Source organism: Aeromonas bestiarum, assembly GCF_028751155.1.
GTDB lineage: Bacteria > Pseudomonadota > Gammaproteobacteria > Enterobacterales > Aeromonadaceae > Aeromonas > Aeromonas bestiarum.
Genome location: NZ_CP064746.1, coordinates 1,386,738 through 1,404,845, shown reverse-complemented (window position 1 = coordinate 1,404,845; position 18,108 = coordinate 1,386,738). Strand labels below are relative to the sequence as shown.

The window sequence follows — 18,108 nt, the reverse complement described above, 5'->3', positions numbered from 1 at the left end:
CCATCTGCGCCTCCCATCCAGGCAACCCCTTACCTCTTCAGGCAAAGCGCAGGCGGGATCACAACCACGCCGATTGGCTTGTACTCACCTTGACCTTACTCTCAAGGTAAGGTTTACAGTGACCCCAATCATCATCAGGACATGTCCATGCTGTCATCGAGATTGCCCACTGAGCGCATTGCCCGGCTGTTGCTGGCGCTCATGCTCGTCTGCAATCTCACCCTCTGCATCAGCTGGCACGGGGCCGAGATCATCTCCCCCGCCATGGCGACCGGCAGCGACGACGCAACCATGAGCGCGACCGCCATGCAGGGGCTCGCCTGCCACACAATGGCACCCGATGATGGCGCGCAGGGCGATGCCATGAACCAGGGGGAGTGCCAGATGCACGGCGGCCTCACCTCGCCAACCGGCGCCGGCCTGCCACTGCTGGCCGCGCTGCTGACCCTGCTCGTTCTCCCTTTGTTGCTGCTGCCCCATCTGGGGGTCGCCAGCCATCTGTTCGATCACTGGCTGCGGGATCCCTTCCTGCGATCTCGCGGTACTCACCCCCCCTCCTGGCCCCGCCGACATCTGATGCTGTCGGTGTTGCGCCATTAGAAAGCGCTTCTCTCGCGTGCTCGCGGCAAGGCTCATCTTGTCGCCTGCGCACGCCCTTGCCTGACCCTGTCACGGCTGGCCATGCCAGTCACCACAGGGAGCCGTGCGCGCTGACACAGCTGCGCCCCGTTTGCCGCCCTGCCCGTGTGTGCTGTCGTGATAACGACAGCCAGGTGCCACTCTGGCGCACTTGTCACCACGGCAGCCCGGCGGCCTGACAGAAGAGAAGACATATGATGTCATCTGCCCGCATTCCCGAACACAGTACCAAACGCTGCGTCGAACCAAGTGCCACCCGCCTCCCGCAGACAGGAGGTGTGCGATGAGCCAGAAACTGCTGGTCGCTGCCCTGCTGCTCGCCCTCGGGGCCGGTGGCGGCTACTGGGTAGCCAAACAGACGACCGACGGCGCCAGCGCCAAGGAGAAGACGCCGCTCTACTGGGTCAACCCCATGGATCCCCGCGACAAGCGCGATGCCCCCGCCAAGGACAACATGGGGATGGACTTCATCCCCGTCTATGAGGAGAAACAGGGTGGCTCGCCCGGCACCATCACCATCAGCCCCGAGATCCAGCAGAACCTGGGAGTGCGGCTGGCCAAGGTAGAGAGGCTGCCCATCCACCAGCAGATCGAGACCGTGGGTTACGTCGGCTATGACGAAGACAGGCTGGAGGCGGTCAACGCCCGCATGGCGGGCTGGATCCGCACCCTCGCCATCAAGAGCGAGGGGCAGAGGGTCAGCAAGGGGAGCCTGATTTACGAGCTCTACGCCCCGGATCTGGTCAACGCCCAGCACGAATACCTGCTGGCGCTCAACACCGCCAACCCGCTGCTGCTGCGCGCCGCCGAGGGCAAGCTCAAGTCCCTGCAGGTACCAGCGGACCAGATAGCGGCCCTCAAGCGCAGCCGCCAGGTGCGTGAGACCATCAGCATCTATGCCCCCAGCAGCGGCTATGTGTCGGAGCTGAAGGTGCGCGAGGGCCAGTATGTGGAGCCCGCCGCCGCCCTGTTCAACATCAGTACCCTGCAGCAGGTGTGGGTGAGCGCCGAGGTGTTCGAACGCCAGGCGGCCCAGCTGAAGGTGGGAGATCCTGTCACTATGACCCTGGATTACGCCCCCGGTCGCAGCTGGCAGGGTCGGGTGGATTACCTCTATCCGACCCTGGATGCCGCCACCCGCACCCTCAAGGTTCGGCTGCGCTTTGACAACCCGGACGAGTTCCTGAAACCCAACATGTTCGCCAAGGTGAGCATCCGCACCGGCAAGGGTGAGCCCCAAATGGTGGTACCGAGCGAAGCCGTGATCCGCACCGGCAACCAGAACCGGCTGGTACTGGCGCTGGGGGATGGCAACTTCAAGTCGGTGGCCGTCACCCTGGGCGCCCAGTTTGGTGACAAGGTCGCCATCGAGGAGGGGGTGGAAACGGGTGACAGCATAGTCAGCTCGGCCCAGTTCCTGCTCGACTCCGAATCGGCCATCGACTCGGACTTCCAGCGCATGACGGCGGTGCGTCCCACCCAGGTGTGGACCCAGGGCGAGATACAGGGGATCACTCTTGCCAACCGCACCCTGACAGTCTCCCACCAGCCTATCCCCGAGTGGCAGTGGCCCGCCATGGAGATGGATTTCACCGTGGCGGACGGCGTCGACATGACCAAACTCGCATCGGGTCAGACCCTGCATCTGCAGGTGGAACAGCAGGGGGACGAGTACCGCATCACCAACATCCATATCGAGGATGCCCCTGCCAAAGATGACATGACGGACATGGAAGGCATGGACCATAGCCAGCATGATATGGGAGCCAAGCAATGATCCCTTCCATCATTCGCTGGTCCGTGGGCAACCGCTTTCTGGTGTTGCTGCTGACCCTGATGCTCACCGCCTGGGGGCTCTGGTCAGTCAAACAGACCCCGGTGGATGCCCTGCCGGATCTCTCCGACGTGCAGGTGATCATCAAGACCTCCTACCCGGGCCAGGCGCCCCAGGTGGTGGAGGATCAGGTCACCTACCCGCTCACCACCGCCATGCTGGCGGTGCCGGGCTCCACCACGGTACGCGGCTACTCCTTCTTCGGCGACTCCTTCGTCTACGTGCTGTTTGACGACAACACGGATCTCTACTGGGCCCGCGCCCGGGTGCTGGAGTATCTGAGCCAGGTCTCCCCCAATCTGCCTGCCGAGGCGAAACCCCAGCTGGGTCCGGATGCCACCGGGGTGGGCTGGGTCTATCAGTACACCCTAGTAGACAGAAGCGGCAAGCACGATCTCAGCGAGCTCACCTCGTTGCAGAACTGGTTCCTGAAATACGAGCTGCAGACCGTCAACGGCGTCTCCGAAGTCGCCACAGTGGGCGGCATGGTGCGCCAGTATCAGGTGCGGGTCGATCCGGACAAGCTGCGCGCCTACGGCATCCCCCTCTCCCTCATCCAGACCGCCATAGAGCAGGGCAACCAGGAGACAGGCGCCTCCGTCATCGAGATGGCGGAAGCGGAATACATGGTCCGCTCCAACGGCTATCTGAAGAGCGTCGAAGACCTCAAGCAGATCCCGCTCGGCACCCAGGTCAGGGGCGCGCCCCTGCTGCTCGGCGATGTGGCGGATGTGGTCACGGGCCCCCAGAGCCGGCGCGGTATCGCCGAGCTCAACGGCGAAGGGGAAGTGGTGGGCGGCATCATAGTCATGCGCTACGGCGAGAATGCCCAGCACACCATAGACGGAGTCAAGGCGCGGCTGGCGGAGCTGAAAAGCAGCCTGCCACAGGGGGTGGAGATCGTCACCGTCTACGACAGATCCGATCTTATCCAGCGCGCCATCGACAACCTCTCCGGCAAGCTGCTGGAGGAGTTCGCCGTAGTGGTACTGGTCTGTCTGGCCTTCCTGTTCCACCTGCGCTCGTCTCTGGTGGTGGTCATCACCTTGCCCATCGCCATCCTGACCGCCTTCATCGTCATGCACCTGCAGGGGATCAACGCCAACATCATGTCCCTTGGCGGCATCGCCATCGCCATCGGCGCCATGGTGGACGGCGCCATAGTGATGATCGAAAACGTACACAAGCATATGGAGCGGGAGGCATTAACGGACAAGAACCGCTGGCGCATCATCACGGAAGCGAGCATAGAGGTGGGGCCCGCCATCTTCTTCTCCCTGCTCATCATCACCATGAGCTTCCTGCCGGTGTTTGCACTGGAGGCGCAGGAGGGACGCATGTTCCATCCGCTGGCCTACACCAAGACCTACGCCATGGCGGCGGCGGCCGGGCTTTCCATCACGCTGGTGCCAGTGATCATGGGGTATTTCATCCGTGGCAGTGTGCTGGCCGAACAAGCCAACCCCCTCAACCGTGGCTTGAGCCAGGCCTATATCCCGCTGCTCAAGGCCGTGCTGGCGCGCCCCAAGACCACGCTGGCCGCCGCACTGCTGGTGACGGTGGCGGGCTTCTGGCCACTCCAGTATCTGGGCTCAGAGTTCATACCGCCGCTCGATGAGGGGGACATAATGTACATGCCCACCACGGCGGCCAACATCTCGGTGGGCAAGGCGCGGGAAATATTGCAGCAGACCGACAAGCTCATTCGTACCGTGCCCGAGGTGCAGAACGTGTTCGGCAAGGCGGGCCGCGCCGACTCGGCCACAGACCCCGCCGATCTGGTGATGATGGAGACCAGCATACAGCTCAAGCCTCGCGACCAGTGGCGCCCCGGCATGACGCCGGAGAAGCTGAAAGAGGAGCTCGACTCCCTCATCCGCTTCCCCGGCCTCACCAACGCCTGGGTGCCTCCCATCAAGACCCGCATCGACATGCTGGCCACCGGCATCAAGACCCCGGTCGGCATCAAGATAGCGGGGCCCGACCTCAAGGTGATCCAGCAAGTCGGCCAGCAGCTCGAGCAGATCGTCGGCAAGGTGGCGGGGGCAGCGTCTGTCTACGCCGAACGGGTGGCCGGTGGCCGCTATGTGAAGGTGGATATAGACCGGCTCAATGCCGCCCGTTATGGCCTCAACATCGCCGACGTGCAGGCAGTGCTCGCCACCGCAGTGGGCGGCATGGACGTGGGCCAGACCATAGAGGGGCGCGAGCGCTACCCCATCAACCTGCGCTATCCCCAGAGCTATCGCGATTCCGTGGCAAGCCTCGAACTGCTGCCTCTGATCACCCCCAAGGGGGAGCGGATCGCGCTGGCGGACGTGGCCCGCGTCTACATCAGTGACGAGGCCCCCATGCTGCGCAGTGAAAACGCGCGCCTGAACGGCTGGGTCTACGTGGATATTCGCGGTCGCGACATCGGCACCTTCGTCGCAGAGGCCAAGGCCGAGGTAGGCAAGCAGCTGGTGCTGCCGGCGGGCTACGCCCTCACCTGGTCGGGTCAGTACGAATACATGGAGCGGGCCAAGGCGCGCCTCGCCTACGTGGTGCCGTTAACCATCGCCATTATCGTGCTGCTGCTCTATCTGGCGTTTCGCCGCATGCAGGAGGTGCTGCTCATTCTCACCACACTGCCGCTCGCCGTGGTGGGCGGGATCTGGACCATCTGGCTGCTGGATTTCAACCTCTCGGTGGCGGTGGGAGTGGGCTTTATCGCCCTGGCCGGGGTGGCGGTGGAGACGGGCGTGCTGATGCTGGTCTACCTCAACCACGCCTGGGATGACCTGGTGGCCCAGGGCAAACCGGACAAGGCGGGCCTGCACCAGGCCGTGATCCACGGCGCCGCCCTGCGCCTGCGCCCCAAGATGATGACTGTGGTGACCATCATCGCGGGTCTCTTGCCCATCATGTGGAGCCAGGGCACGGGCTCCGAGGTGATGCAGCGCATCGCCGCCCCCATGATAGGCGGCATGGTGAGCGCTCTGGTGCTGACCCTGCTGGTGCTGCCCGCCGCCTACTACCTGTGGCGCAGCCGAGGCCTTGGCAAGAGCGCGCACCAGGCAGCCGAATAACCCGAATTTACAACCGATTTTGAATAAACGACTGAAGGAAAACATCATGAATTACAAGACACTGACCCTGACATTGCTGCTTGGCCTCGCCTCTCTCCAGGCCCAGGCCGAGATGACCATGAGCCACGAGGGGCACGATATGGCCCAGATGGAGGGGATGGATATGCAGGCGATGGGAGAGAGCGTGATGACCAAGGGGGTCATCAGCCGTATCGACGAGGCCAACGGCAAGGTGGGGATCAAACACGAGGCCATCGACAACCTCAAGATGCCTCCCATGACAATGGTGTTCCTGCTGGCCGATCCCACCCTGACCAAGGGGCTCAAGGTGGGGGATGCGGTGCGCTTTCACGCCGAAAACCCGGCCGGCAAGTTGATGGTCACCCAGTTGCAGAAGCGGTAAAACGACCGACGTGAAACTGGAATATGGAAGGCGGACACCCTCCGCCTTTCATATTCCCTTTCTTTATTCTTGATGCACCCCAGCCGGATTATGGTCAAACATCCAAATATAATTCAACAAAGACCTTGGCAAGCAGGCTGGATATATAACCACGAGCAGTTATTTGCATTTAAAACAATGATAAAACACTGACAACAAAGTTAATAAAACAAGCTTGACCGCCATTCAGTTTATATTCAGCAAAAAAACAGTCATCTCACCTTATTATCAGGGCTCCTTATTCATAACCGGAGTCACATCAGACCAATAAAATATACCACCGATAATATCATCCAAGATAACCCTGTATGAGAGCAAGGATGTTGCTTTCGGCTCTACTGCGCTCTTGTAGAGATCAATAAGGATATTATATGAAACATCACACCCTGTTCGGCGCGCTCCCGCTGCTGTTTGCCGGCGCTGCCATGGCACAAACACCAGAAATAACCGCCTACTATCTGAGTGGCTCGGATGCCCCAGCCAATACACCTGGCTACTATGCATCACTGGACAATCTGGAAGCCTTGAGCAATCAGGTGGCCAGTCAAAAGAGCAATTTCAACAAGCTGGTACTGTCATTTGTCCAACCCAGCCTGGTCAATTACACGCAAAATGACCTGGCCTGCACCGGATTGTTTGGATATGTCTGCGATACCACAACCCAAAACAATCTGGCTGATAATAATAAATCCATCGCCGACTTTTCCCAGCTCAGGGATATTATCAACACCTTCAAACTCCATGGCGTCGAGACCTATATTGCCGTCGGGGGCTGGAACTTCAGCTGCATCCCGGAATACTACGATGTCACGGCGGGCAAGGTGGATGCCTGTGGCCCGGCCGGAGAGCAATACGACTCCTTCCCCAACCCGGGCCCCCGCAACCGCTTCGACAATCCGATATCCGGCCAGGCCGCGGATCAGGCGTATCGCAACGTGGTGCAGCTGGCCAATGACCTCGGCGTGGCAGGCATTGATCTGGACTACGAGGAGTTCTGGCACGCGGATCTCAACGCCTACAGCTGGCGGCTGACGCCGGATTCGGTGCAGCCGCCGGCCAGCAATGTGGAATACCTGGACACGGCCACCCTGATGAGCAGAGGCAAGGGAGTGCGGGTCTACAACGACAGCATGCAACTCAATCCCGCCGAGCAGCCCTATCCCAGGATCATGCCGGACACGGTCGACAAGTTTGCGGCCATCATGCGTTCCCTCTACCAGGCCATCGATGCCATCAACCCCGAGCTGGCACTGAGCACGGCGGCCCCCGCAACCGGCGGTATCCCAAACATGTCGGCCAACTGGGGCAGCAATGCCTATACCAGCAATACCTATGGTGGTGCCTGGTGGGGCGGTAATTTATATGGCCTGATTTACAATACCGCGCTGCAATATCCGGATCTGGTCGATCGACTCAGTACCATTGGCATAATGTCATATGACCTGAGCGAAACAGACTGTGGGGGCGACACCAATATTCCGTGCGATCTGGCAGGGCAGGTTGATTATTATTACGGGGCCTTCTTCAGCTGGCTGAAATCCGGTGACACCATACGACCTGGACACGCAGTGGTAAAAGGATCGCCGAGTTATGCCAGCGCCGCCATTCAACCGCAAAAATTGCTGATAAGTCCAGCCATCACGGTCGGATTTGAAGTTGGCAGACCGGCGACAGGCAATTTACTGCTGAGCAAGGATCTCCTCACGGATATCGCCACGCGCACGGCCAGATATTCCCCCTCCGGCATGATCATGTGGGATCTGTATAAAGACAAACGCCATGATGAACCTATGGGTGGCTGGGATCCTGCATGGGCTCGTCCCAATGATGTGTTGACAGCGACCTGTCATATCATGGGATTAAGTGGCGAACAATATGATTGCGCCAGTACGGTGCCGACTCCCTGACCCCATCACCTTCAATATACCTTGATCACATCATGCCGGTGCACCTTGCACCGGCATGTCTCTATTACGCCGCACGAGTGACGCCACATTCGGGCACAAGCCGATATGATTGCCCGCAGAGGCAATCCATCCGATGCCTTGGCGCTTCGCCCGCCATGATGACAAACAGGCCGGGCCCCTGACCCGGCTTGCATTGCGCCATCAGCGCGGCTCAGCCGTCCGGATAAGCCTGGGCTATGTTGGCCTTCGCCACCCCCATCAGCTGGGCCGAGATGTCCTGCAGCACATAGAGGTCGCGGCGGCGGGTCCAGGGTTGAGCGGATTGCTCGTCATACCAGACGGGCAATGCGATCCCCTCCGGGGCATGGCTCGCCACCTTGCGGGCACGGCAGGTCATGATGCAGCGTTTGACGTGGTCGCGGTGACCGATGATGGCCGCCATGCCGAGGGTGGCCGGGTCTTGATCCTGGGTGTGCTCCTCAATAATCTTTTTAACCACATCATCTGTGCTCAGATAGATAAGCTTGCCAGCGTCATCCCAGTAAGGCTTGATGGGAATGATATCCGTGGTTGGAATATCCCCATAAGCTTTAGAGTCCAGGAAGCAGGCTATCTCCCACTGCACATACATGGGTACCGGCTTTTGCCGATAGAGAGCGGCGCAACAGGCGGCCAGGGCCTCATTCATGGGGCCGGGTTCGGCCAGCTCATCCGGGTTGCCCGAGGCGTTGGGGCGGTTGCCAAAGGCAAAGGCTATTACGCAGTTGACGCTGTCGATGACGACCCGGGACGGCGTCATGTTGAAGCAGGCCTCCTCGATGAAGGGGGCCAGCCGGCGGGCTGTCTGCTCGTCGTACAATTCGGCGCTCAGCCGGTCTGTCAGGGTGGTGCTAAAGTCGACCGGGCTCCCTTCGCTGTCGTTGCTGCTGTTGCACCCGGCCAGGGTGGCGACCAGGGGGGCACTCAACAATCCCAGGGTGACTCTGCGTCTGTGCTTGTCCATAACGGCTCCTTTTGTTGATATCCAAGGCTGAAAGCCAGCCCGTTGGAGTCCATACCGTACGGAAAAAACAGGGCGATAAAAGTCAGAAAGGGATGCAGAAGGGCGTAACGTGCAGAACTTCACATTTCCCGGGGGATTCGCAAGCAATCCCTTTTGATTCAATTGATTGACGTATCAAAAAAGCAGGGCGCAGGGGGAGACCCGCCTGCGCCCCGTCATTCATCCGCCATCAGCCGCGAATGTGCGCGATGAAGGCATCGATCTGCTCACGACTGCAGGCGGGGTTCATGAAGACCGCTTTTTCCCCTGCGATGTAGGAGTATTTGCCGCGGGCATCGTAGTCGGAGTGGGCTATGGCCTCCACCCAGTTGGTGTAGAGCCCCACCTTGCCGCGCCCGGTAAAGAGGCCGCGGTGATAGTCGGTGTTGCGCTGCAAGCGCGCCTTGTAGGCCGCATCCGGGCTGCGTGCCAGCTCGAAGGCGAACTCGGCGTCCGGATCCTGCACCCACTCGGGGTTGTAGATCTTGAAGCCCACGCTCGGCCCCTGATTCTCCTGGGCCACCAGCTTGACGTTGCCGAGCTGGCTTAACCGGAAGCGGAAGTAGTTGGCATTTTGCAGGCAGTGGGCCAGCACGGTGCGATAGCCCTCCACCCCCAGGTAGTTGAGCGCCGCATAGGCACCGAACAGACCGCTCGCCCCGCGGGAACACTCGATGGTGGACTGCAGGTGGGTCTGGCCCTGAATGTCCCGCTCAAAATAGGAGAAGTTCTCCGGGTCGTTCTCCATCGCCTTGAGATCGTCCTGCTCCTTGATCATCACCAGGCTGGAGGTGTAGGGCACATAGCCCCACTTCTGGAAGTCGACGGTGAAGGAGTCGGCGTATTTCAGCTCGGCGAAGCGGGCCACGTTGCGCTCGATCCCCGCCAGGGTGGCGCCGTTGATGGCGAGCGGGTTGGCGCCAAAATCGTAATCCAGGAAGAAGATCATCGACCAGCCGATGGCGGCATCCACGTGGATGTGGGGCTTGACCGCCACCTCGAACCGCTCGCAGAGGCGATCCCGCAGCTCGACCACGGGTTTGACTTGGTCCACCCCGAAGGTGTCCGTGGTCCCCATGGTGAGCATGATGGTGGGCACCACATGTTTGAGGGCAAAACAGGCGGTCAGGGTGCGCTCCAGGTGATCGAGATCGATGTCGTTGTTCTCGCCCACCTGAATACGGATGGTCTTGTTCTCTATGTCGACCCCGAGCAGGGAGAGGTTGGTGATGTTGGAGTAGTGGCCGCCCTGGGAGTTGATGATGCGGTAGTCCTGATAGTGGCCGAGCCCCTTGTGCTTGGCCTCCGGCAGGCTCTTGCGAATGCCGAGCAGGTAGCCGTAGAGGTTACAGAAGGTCCCCCCCTGGGTGAAGATGCCGGTGGCGCGGGCCGGATCGTAACCCGCCAGCAGGGCTATCTGGCGCACCACCTTCTTCTCCAGCTCCTCGGCCACCCCGGCATACTCGGAGTAGACCAGGTTGGGGTTGGCCAATATGCCCATCTGGGCGCCGTAGATGGCGGGATCCGCCGACATTGTGATGACGTTCTCGACGCTGGAGGGGTTCTCCCAGTCTTTCGACAGGGCGCCGGCAAACAGCAGCTCGGTCATGGGCTCGCCCGGAGTGCGCATCTGTGCGGGCACCGGCATGGTCTCGCAGAGATCGGCGAGGCGGGCGCGGCCATCTGGCCAGGCGTTCAGGCGGGCATCCGGCGCCAGGCCACGGGCGCGAAACTCGTTGAGGGTGGCGAAACCGGGCTCGCGAAATACCGGCCAGAGATCGGGATTGCGCGAGAAAAAGTTGGCTTTGACTGTGGCGAAACGGGCGGAGAACTCGGGGTGGACGGCGTTGACGCCTTCATCTTTCAGATAAACTAAGTCACTCATTTTTATACCATTAGTACAGCAAGTGTGCTGCCCTTATACCCCTGAGCCGCTGTTTGAAACAGCGACAATATCTAATGGCCTCCCCTACTTTTTGTCATGATGAGCCGTGGCGTGGGCTGGCAAAAAGGCGCCTTTTGGGCGCCTCTTTTGATTTCGTGATCGGACAGGAAAAAACCTCAGCGCAGGGCGGCCAGCAACCAGCGGGAGAGCTCGTCCAGCTCGGCTTGCTGGGCCGGGAAATCGGCCCGCAGTTGCGACAGCAGCGCCGCTATGGCCTCGCGGCGATAGGCGAGGCCAACCAGTCGTTCGGCCAGCGCATCCAGCGGCGCCGGATCCAGGCTGTCGCTGAAGATCTGCGCCCGGCCTATGACCCCCTTCTCCACATCGAAGTGCAGCTCGACCCCACCCCAGCCGAAGCGCTCGTCCAGCTGATGGCTGAACGCAGGCGCATGGCCGAAGTTCCACTCCCAGCTGCGCTGGCGGGCGAAGGTGTCGGCAAAGCCGGGCAGGTCGGGCAGTTGGCTCGGAGAGATGTGCTCGGGCAGAACCCGCTCGCCGTAATGGGCAAAGAAGGCCTCGCAGAGGGCGTGGCTCAGCTGGTTGTGGTCAATGCCCGGCAGCAGCTCGCACAGGTTGGCCACCCGGCTGCGCACCGAGCTGATGCCCTTGGCCGCCAGCTTCTTGGGATCCGGATTGAGGTAGTTGGCGAGCCGGCCCAGATCGGCGTCCAGCAGCAGGGTGCCGTGATGAAAGCCGCGATCCAGGGTCTCCCGATAGGCCGAGCCCGACACCTTGCGATCCCCGTCCGGGGTCGCCACCAGCAGATCGTTGCGCCCGGAGGCGAAGGCGCTCACCCCGAGCCGCTTGAGCGCATCCAGCACTATGGCGGTGGATATGCTCTTGTCATAGCCGGGCTTGCCCGCCATGAAGGTGAAGCAGCTGTTGCCAAGGTCGTGAAACACGGCGCCGCCCCCGCTGCTGCGCCGGGCCAGGGTTATTCCATCCTCTTCCATGCGACGGGTGTTGCACTCCTTCCAGGGGTTCTGGGCGCGGCCAATCACTACCGTATTGGCGTTGCGCCACAGGAAGAGCACCCGCTGGTTCGGGTCCATCTGGCGAAAGATGCACTCCTCCACCGCCAGGTTGAACAGGGGATCGTGAGAGTCGGACAACAACAGACGCAATCGGGACATGAGAGAGCCTCAACGAGAAGGAAGAGCCGCTATCATACCACCGCTGGCGACCGGATTTGGGCCCTTGCCGGCTGGGCTCCATCGTTACCGATTAACAACCTAATAGAATCAATCCGGATACATTCCCACAGCATCAGAAAAGTATCTTTTGATACGGCGACACAGGTTGACGCATTGCACCGTGAAAAAAGCAATCACTCACTATTACTGAGGTAAACAACAGGTAAATACGACTAAAATGCGACCGTTTTTATAGGCCATATGGCTCCTTAATTATTCGCATAATTGACAAAAATACCGAGCATGAAAGCCAAATGTGATAAACGACACAGAAATCACTTTTTTTGTCACCCATCCCCCATTCCAGCGGCCTTTCGCCCCCTTGCGGGCAACAAGGAATTGTTTGACTCTAGGATCGAACCCGTCTCCCGAGAGGAATGTATATGACAGGCGTAAATTCCTCCCTTCATCGCTTGCTCTGGTATCTGCCAATGCTGGGTATGGCGATCTGCTACAGCGTCACCTCTCTGCCCCTGAGGGCGGCAGATCAGATAGTGGTGCAACTGCCATGGCAACATCAGTTCCAGTTCGCCGGTTATTACGCCGCCCAGTTCAAGGGCTTTTATCGTGATGCCGGTCTGAATGTCGCGCTGCGCGCCGCCACGCCGCAGACCAATGTGGTCAACGAGGTGGTGTCGGGCAATGCCCAGTTCGGGATCAGCGGCAGCGACTTGCTGCTCGCCCGTGCCGCAGGCCGTCCGGTCGTGGTACTGGCGGCCATGCTGCAGCACTCGCCGCTGGTCCTGCTCTCGCTGGAACGGCCCGACATACTGCAACCCTCTGATCTGGCGGGCAAACGCCTGATGCTGGAACCAGGCTCCAGAGAGTTGCAGGTCTATCTCGGCCGCCATGCCCAGCCACAGAGCTGGACCAGACTGCCCTATGAACAGGGGCTGCAGGCCTTGCTGACCGGACAGGTGGATGCCATCAGCGCCTACAGCACCACCGAGCCCTTCTATCTGGCCCAGCTGGGGATCCCCTACCGGGTATTCTCCCCCCGCGACATCGACTTCGACTTCTACGGTGACAATCTGTTTACCTCTGAGCGTGAGCTGGCGGGCAGGCCGGAGCGGGTCTATGCGTTCCAGCAGGCCAGCCTCAAGGGATGGCGCTATGCCATGGAAAACCCGGAGGAGATGATCAGCTGGATCATGGAGCACTATCCCAGCGGTTATGGCCGTGAGCAGCTGGAGTTCGAAGCCCGTGAAACCAGGGAGCTGATGCAGCCGGATCTCATCGAGCCCGGCTACATGCAACCCGAGCGATGGCAGCAGATCGCCAGGACCTACCTGGAGGCAGGCTTGCTCAGCTCCCTGCCCGATCTGGAGCGCTTCCTCTACAACCCGGACCGGGAGCGGATGCGCCAGCAGCGGCAGCTGTTCGACAAGAGCGTGGCTGTCGCCATGCTGATCACCTTCACCCTGCTGACCCTGCTCGGCATCTTCTGCCATCTCTACCTGCGCCTGCGTCAGGAGGCCCGGGATCGGCTGCGGCTCACCCGTGAACTGGCCCAGAGCGAACAGCACTACCGGTTCGTGGCGGAGAACAGCGCCGACGTCATCTGGACCATGGATACCGCCACCCTGCGCTTTCGCTACGTCAGCCCGGCCATTCTGCCGCTCAGCGGTTACGAGGCGATCGACATCCTCAGCCTGCCCCTCAAGCAGCTGATCCCGGAGACCTCCAGAAAACAGCTGCGCGATGAGCTCAGTGACTCCCTCGCGGCCTGGCAACGGGGCGACCACGAGCAGACCCGCTGCGTGATCCGCACCCAGTTGCGGCACAGGGAGGGGCATCTGGTCGCGACCGAGACCATCACCACCTTGCACGGCAACGAGAAAGGCCAGCCAGACGCCATCCTGGGGGTCACCCGCGACATCACGGAACGTGCCGCCAGCGAGGAGATGATGCACCGCCTCGCCTTCTATGATCCGCTCACCAACCTGCCCAACCGTCGCCTGCTGCAACTGCGGCTGAAGGAGGCCATGGCCGACGAGGGGAGAGAGCTGGCGCTGATGTTCATCGATCTGGATCACTTCAAGCCGATCAACGACACCTTCGGCCATGAAACCGGCGATGTGTTGCTCAACATGGTGGCCGAGCGCATGCGCCACTGCGTGCGGGAACAGGATCTGGTGGCCCGCCTCGGGGGCGATGAGTTCGTGATCCTGCTGCCCGATATCAGTGACGAGGCGCTGACAGTGGCGGATCATCTGCACCAGAGCCTGCGTCATCCGTTCCGGGTGGATGAAGAGCAGGAGTTGCGGATCTCCAGCAGCATAGGGGTGGCGCTCTACCCGGAACATGGCACGGATCCCAAGACCCTGATGCACCATGCCGATCAGGCCATGTATCAGGCCAAGGGACGGGGCCGCGGCCGGGTCTGCCTGTTTACCGCCGGGCTGGATCCCGAGCTGGGCTCACTGCTGTGGCAAAACAGCCACGAGTGCGGCCACCCCCGCATCGATGCCGAGCATCGCCAGCTCTTCGTGCTGACCAACCGGCTGCTGGAGCGCATGAAAGACAACAGCGAACACCCTGCCCTCTATCTGGAGAGTCTGGAAGGCTTGTTCGAGATGGCCCGCCACCACTTCGCCTTCGAGGAGCAGATGCTGGCCGAGCTGGACTATGCCGAGCTGGCCAGCCACCAGCAGGACCACCAGCGGCTGCTGCACAGGGCAAGCCAGCTGATGACCGCCGCCAGGGCCGGCGAGCTTGGCAACGACGAATTGCTCAACTTCATTATTCAGGAGCTGGTTGTCGGCCACATGAGCCAGGCCGACCGACGCTACTTCCCGCTGATGAAAGGACGCTGACTCAGCGCGCCAGCCACCTGAACGTGTGAAAAGAGGAGGGCCACCCAGGTGGCCCTCTCGCTATTGCGCCTGCCTGACTCCGGCACGGATACCGGGACTGCGGGATCATGGCGCCTGGGGATCAGGCGCTGCGGGCTGGCCACAGCATCGGCCATACCCTGTCCACCAGCAAGATCCCGCTCACCATGGCCGCCACGAACAGCAGTATCATGGGCTGACCGCTGGAGATGAGGCTCAAGGCAGGCCCGGGACAGATGCCCACCAGGCCCCAGCCGATGCCGAACAGGGCAGAGCCACCGAGGAGGCGACCGTCCACCTGCCGGGCCTGGCTGAACGAATATGGCTCACCGAGCAGGCTCTGGCGGCTCGGTTTGACCAGCAGAAAGTAGCCCGGCATGAACACCAGCAGCGCCCCGCCCATCACGAAGGCCAGGCTGGGATCCCAGGCCCCCGCCACGTCGAGAAAGCCGATGACCCGGGCCGGATCCACCATGCCGGAGATGGCAAGGCCGATCCCGAACAAGAGACCGGCCAACAGACTGATAAAGTGTTTCATCTCATCGCCTCGTTACAACAGATGCAGGGTGACAAACACGGTGAGGGCACCGGTTGCCATGAAGGTGAGGGTGGCAAGGATGGAGCGCACAGAAAGCCGACCCATGCCGCAGATGCCGTGACCACTGGTGCAGCCATTGCCAAGACGGGTACCGATCCCGACCAGCAGCCCAGCCAGCAACACCAGCGGCCAGGCCGGCAGGGTGTCGAAGCGTGGCAGCCGGGCCCAGTCCAGGGAAAATGCCAGCCAGGCACCCGCCCCCAGTCCCAGCAGAAACAGCCAGCGCCAGGCGTGCCTGTGTTGCATGGCGCCCGCCAGAATGCCGCTGATCCCGGCCACCTTGCCGTTGAACAGCATCAGCATCAGGGCGGAGAGCCCCACCAGCATGCCCCCGGCCAGGGCAAGCAACCATTGGGTTTCAAACATCAGGACACCTCGTCGTCTTGGGAGTGGCAAAAATGGGTACGCAACACGGCCAATACATCCGCCGCCGCCTCGTTCGCCAGCGAGCAGTAGATCTGCTGGGCAACCTTGCGCGACCGGATCAGGCCGCTGCGCCTGAGTACCGCCAGTTGCTGGGAGAACGCCGACTGCCCCAGCGCACTGTGCGCCAGCAGTTCGCCAACACCCTTCTCGCCATCAAGCAGCTGGCAGAGCACCAGCAACCGCTCGGGATGGGCTAGCGCCTTGAGCAGGGCGGCCGCCTCGCTGGCATGTCGGGTCATCTCATCGAAAGGGGCCATAGGAATAAATTAGCAGTTGCTTATATTAAGCTTCATTCTATAAATAAAACCTAAATTAGCAATATCTAATTTTTATGTGGGAGTGAACCATCGGCATGGCCGTGGATCACGGCGCAGGCTGCCGCGGCCACTGGCCCGGCGCCTGGGATGGCGCTGGCCTTGGCCGGGCTGGTATGAATGTAGCCAAGTGGCTCAGGTTATTGACAAACTTGTATCTAAATGTTGCTGAGCGCGGATAAGGCTTTACCTCATCGCTCTGGATGAGTACCATCTGGCCGTTCATCAACAGCGGAGACCATCAGTGGGCAATTCATCAAGTGACAGTTGTAGGCCGACCCAGTCAGTCGGCACCCAGGTCGCGAGATAGCCGCAGGTCTTCCTCTGCCGCGTTCTCGCAACCCTGCGAGAAGCGGAAATCCACTCCCCTCTTCTCTTTTTACACTTGACGTCAGGTGACCCAAGCCCAGGCCTGGACACCTTGCCTGCATAGTTTCTGCTTCCCACAAGGAGGCTGCTATGCGTTTTATTTCAACCAAGTCCGGATCCACCCAGGCTCACCCCCTGCTGAGCAAGCTGGGCCGTGGTTTGTTGCCACTCTGGCTGCGCGCCAAGCCGAGTCAGCACCACTACAGGTTGCAGATCCGTTGCCAGGATCGCGCCGACATGGAGCAGGTGCTCGACATGGTGACTCATACCCTGCAACCGGCAGGGCTGCGTCCCATGCAGTCCCTGAGGCCAGGGCGCAGCGGAGGTCGGGAGCTGGTGCTCAATCTGCACTGCACCCCGCCACAGCGCCGTTATCTGGTGCAGTTCGTGCATCAGGTCGGGGTCGCCCACCCGGTTCGCTGGGAGCTGCGTCCCCGTCGCGACGCCGAGCCACTGCTCAACTAACGGGATCGAGTAGATCGGGGGCCAGCCATGCTGGCCCCTTTCCATCTGGCCCGGCTATCTGCTCGCCATTCTGAGTGCGCGGACCCGTTTGACCGTGCGCCCGCTTTCATTTCCCATGATGGCCTTCACCGCGCGCACCTCTGCGATTCATCAGGAATGCTCACTGGGCCTTCTATCCTGTATCCCGAAGGCCATCTCAAACCAGAAGGAGTACGCCATGAGAATGTGGCAGCAATTTGACATGATTTCCCTGCTCGACACCCTGGCCAGCCTGTTGCTGGCCTTCGTGCTGGGCAGCCTGGTCGGGCTGGAGCGCCAGTACCGCCAGCGTACCGCCGGTCTTCGCACCAACGTGCTGGTCGCCGTGGGGGCCGCCCTGTTCGTCAGCCTGGCCCAGCGCATCTATGACCTGCACGGCGGCAACTACAACGTGGTCCATGTGGTGGCCTATATCGTCTCCGGCATCGGCTTTCTCGGCGCCGGTGTCATCATGCGCGAGTCTGGCAATATCCGCGGCATCAACACGGCAGCCACCCTGTGGGGCGTGGCGGCTGTGGGCGCGGCCAGCGGGGCCGGGCTCGCCATGGAGGCAGTGCTCGGCGCCCTGTTCGTGCTGGCCGCCAACACCCTGCTGCGACCGCTGGTCAACCAGATCAACCGCCGCCCGGTGGACAATACAGATACCGAGGTGACCTACAGGGTCACGGCCCTCGCCCAGCGCGAGTATCAAAAAGAGGTGCTGCACTGGCTCGAAGAGATGATGGAGCAGGCCAACTACCCTCTGAGCGAACTGGACATAGAGCCGTTCGGTGAACAGGATCTGGAGATCTCCGCCGTGCTGCTGGCCACCTCCATCGATGGCGACGAGCTGGATGCCCTGATGGTGAAGCTGGCCATTCATCCCCATATCAAGCAGGTGTTCTGGCGCGCCAGTACCACGGATTGAACCGGCTGGGCATGTCTGTGCGCCCTCCCCCGATAAACAAAAAGCCCCACCAATTCTGGCGGGGCTTTTCTATGGGAGCGAACCTG

Annotated in this window: 14 protein-coding genes; 8 read left to right on the top strand and 6 right to left on the bottom strand. The window is 61.1% G+C overall.

Features of this window, described 5'->3' with window-relative positions:
• The first annotated feature begins 147 nt into the window (after positions 1-147).
• The 5 genes from IU367_RS06735 to IU367_RS06715 all read left to right on the top strand — a co-directional run bounded on the left by IU367_RS06735 (position 148) and on the right by IU367_RS06715 (position 7,890).
• The gene (locus IU367_RS06735) at positions 148-600 is read left to right on the top strand and encodes a hypothetical protein (RefSeq protein WP_043134279.1); all 453 of its coding nucleotides are present in this window, start codon (positions 148-150) and stop codon (positions 598-600) included.
• A gap of 322 nt (positions 601-922) precedes the next feature.
• On the top strand, positions 923-2,416 hold the full coding sequence (locus IU367_RS06730) for an efflux RND transporter periplasmic adaptor subunit (RefSeq protein ID WP_274453779.1): 1,494 nt from the start codon (positions 923-925) through the stop codon (positions 2,414-2,416).
• A complete protein-coding gene (locus IU367_RS06725; protein ID WP_274453778.1) occupies positions 2,413-5,541 on the top strand; it encodes an efflux RND transporter permease subunit in 3,129 nt (1,042 codons plus the stop codon). The genes IU367_RS06730 and IU367_RS06725 overlap by 4 nt, the downstream gene beginning before the upstream one ends.
• Before the next feature lie 46 nt (positions 5,542-5,587).
• Positions 5,588-5,944 (top strand): copper-binding protein, encoded by a 357-nt coding sequence (locus IU367_RS06720; RefSeq protein WP_274453777.1) that lies wholly within the window; start codon positions 5,588-5,590, stop codon positions 5,942-5,944.
• Positions 5,945-6,354: 410 nt separating this feature from the next.
• Positions 6,355-7,890 carry a glycosyl hydrolase family 18 protein gene (locus IU367_RS06715; protein ID WP_274453776.1) on the top strand — a complete coding sequence of 512 codons (1,536 nt, stop codon included), beginning with the start codon at positions 6,355-6,357 and terminating at the stop codon, positions 7,888-7,890.
• A gap of 211 nt (positions 7,891-8,101) precedes the next feature.
• Here IU367_RS06715 and IU367_RS06710 read toward each other — a convergent pair whose 3' ends face one another.
• From IU367_RS06710 to IU367_RS06700, 3 genes are all read right to left on the bottom strand, one after another.
• Entirely contained in the window at positions 8,102-8,893 is a 792-nt protein-coding gene (locus IU367_RS06710; RefSeq protein ID WP_274453775.1) for a hypothetical protein, read from the bottom strand.
• A 229-nt stretch (positions 8,894-9,122) separates the two neighbouring features.
• Positions 9,123-10,817: a pyridoxal phosphate-dependent decarboxylase family protein gene (locus IU367_RS06705; protein ID WP_274453774.1), complete on the bottom strand. Its 1,695-nt coding sequence runs from the start codon at positions 10,815-10,817 to the stop codon at positions 9,123-9,125.
• A gap of 176 nt (positions 10,818-10,993) precedes the next feature.
• Complete coding sequence (locus tag IU367_RS06700; RefSeq protein ID WP_274453773.1) at positions 10,994-12,010, bottom strand: lipoate--protein ligase; 1,017 nt, start codon at positions 12,008-12,010, stop codon at positions 10,994-10,996.
• 443 nt (positions 12,011-12,453) lie between these two features.
• Here IU367_RS06700 and IU367_RS06695 point away from each other — a divergent pair, with 443 nt between their 5' ends.
• On the top strand, positions 12,454-14,886 hold the full coding sequence (locus tag IU367_RS06695; RefSeq protein ID WP_274453772.1) for a diguanylate cyclase domain-containing protein: 2,433 nt from the start codon (positions 12,454-12,456) through the stop codon (positions 14,884-14,886).
• Between the two features lie 121 nt (positions 14,887-15,007).
• On the opposite strand, the gene IU367_RS06690 is transcribed toward IU367_RS06695, so the two are convergent.
• From IU367_RS06690 to IU367_RS06680, 3 genes are read right to left on the bottom strand one after another with little or no spacing between them, the layout of a single operon-like run.
• On the bottom strand, positions 15,008-15,442 hold the full coding sequence (locus tag IU367_RS06690; protein ID WP_274453771.1) for a YeeE/YedE family protein: 435 nt from the start codon (positions 15,440-15,442) through the stop codon (positions 15,008-15,010).
• A 12-nt stretch (positions 15,443-15,454) separates the two neighbouring features.
• Positions 15,455-15,868: a YeeE/YedE family protein gene (locus IU367_RS06685; protein WP_043556773.1), complete on the bottom strand. Its 414-nt coding sequence runs from the start codon at positions 15,866-15,868 to the stop codon at positions 15,455-15,457.
• Positions 15,868-16,185: an ArsR/SmtB family transcription factor gene (locus IU367_RS06680; protein WP_098983306.1), complete on the bottom strand. Its 318-nt coding sequence runs from the start codon at positions 16,183-16,185 to the stop codon at positions 15,868-15,870. The genes IU367_RS06685 and IU367_RS06680 overlap by 1 nt, the downstream gene beginning before the upstream one ends.
• A gap of 516 nt (positions 16,186-16,701) precedes the next feature.
• Here IU367_RS06680 and IU367_RS06675 point away from each other — a divergent pair.
• On the top strand, positions 16,702-17,076 hold the full coding sequence (locus IU367_RS06675) for a hypothetical protein (RefSeq protein ID WP_043556778.1): 375 nt from the start codon (positions 16,702-16,704) through the stop codon (positions 17,074-17,076).
• A gap of 217 nt (positions 17,077-17,293) precedes the next feature.
• Positions 17,294-18,022, top strand: a complete 729-nt coding sequence (locus IU367_RS06670) for an MgtC/SapB family protein (RefSeq protein WP_043134302.1) — start codon at positions 17,294-17,296, stop codon at positions 18,020-18,022.
• Positions 18,023-18,108: the final 86 nt, after the last annotated feature.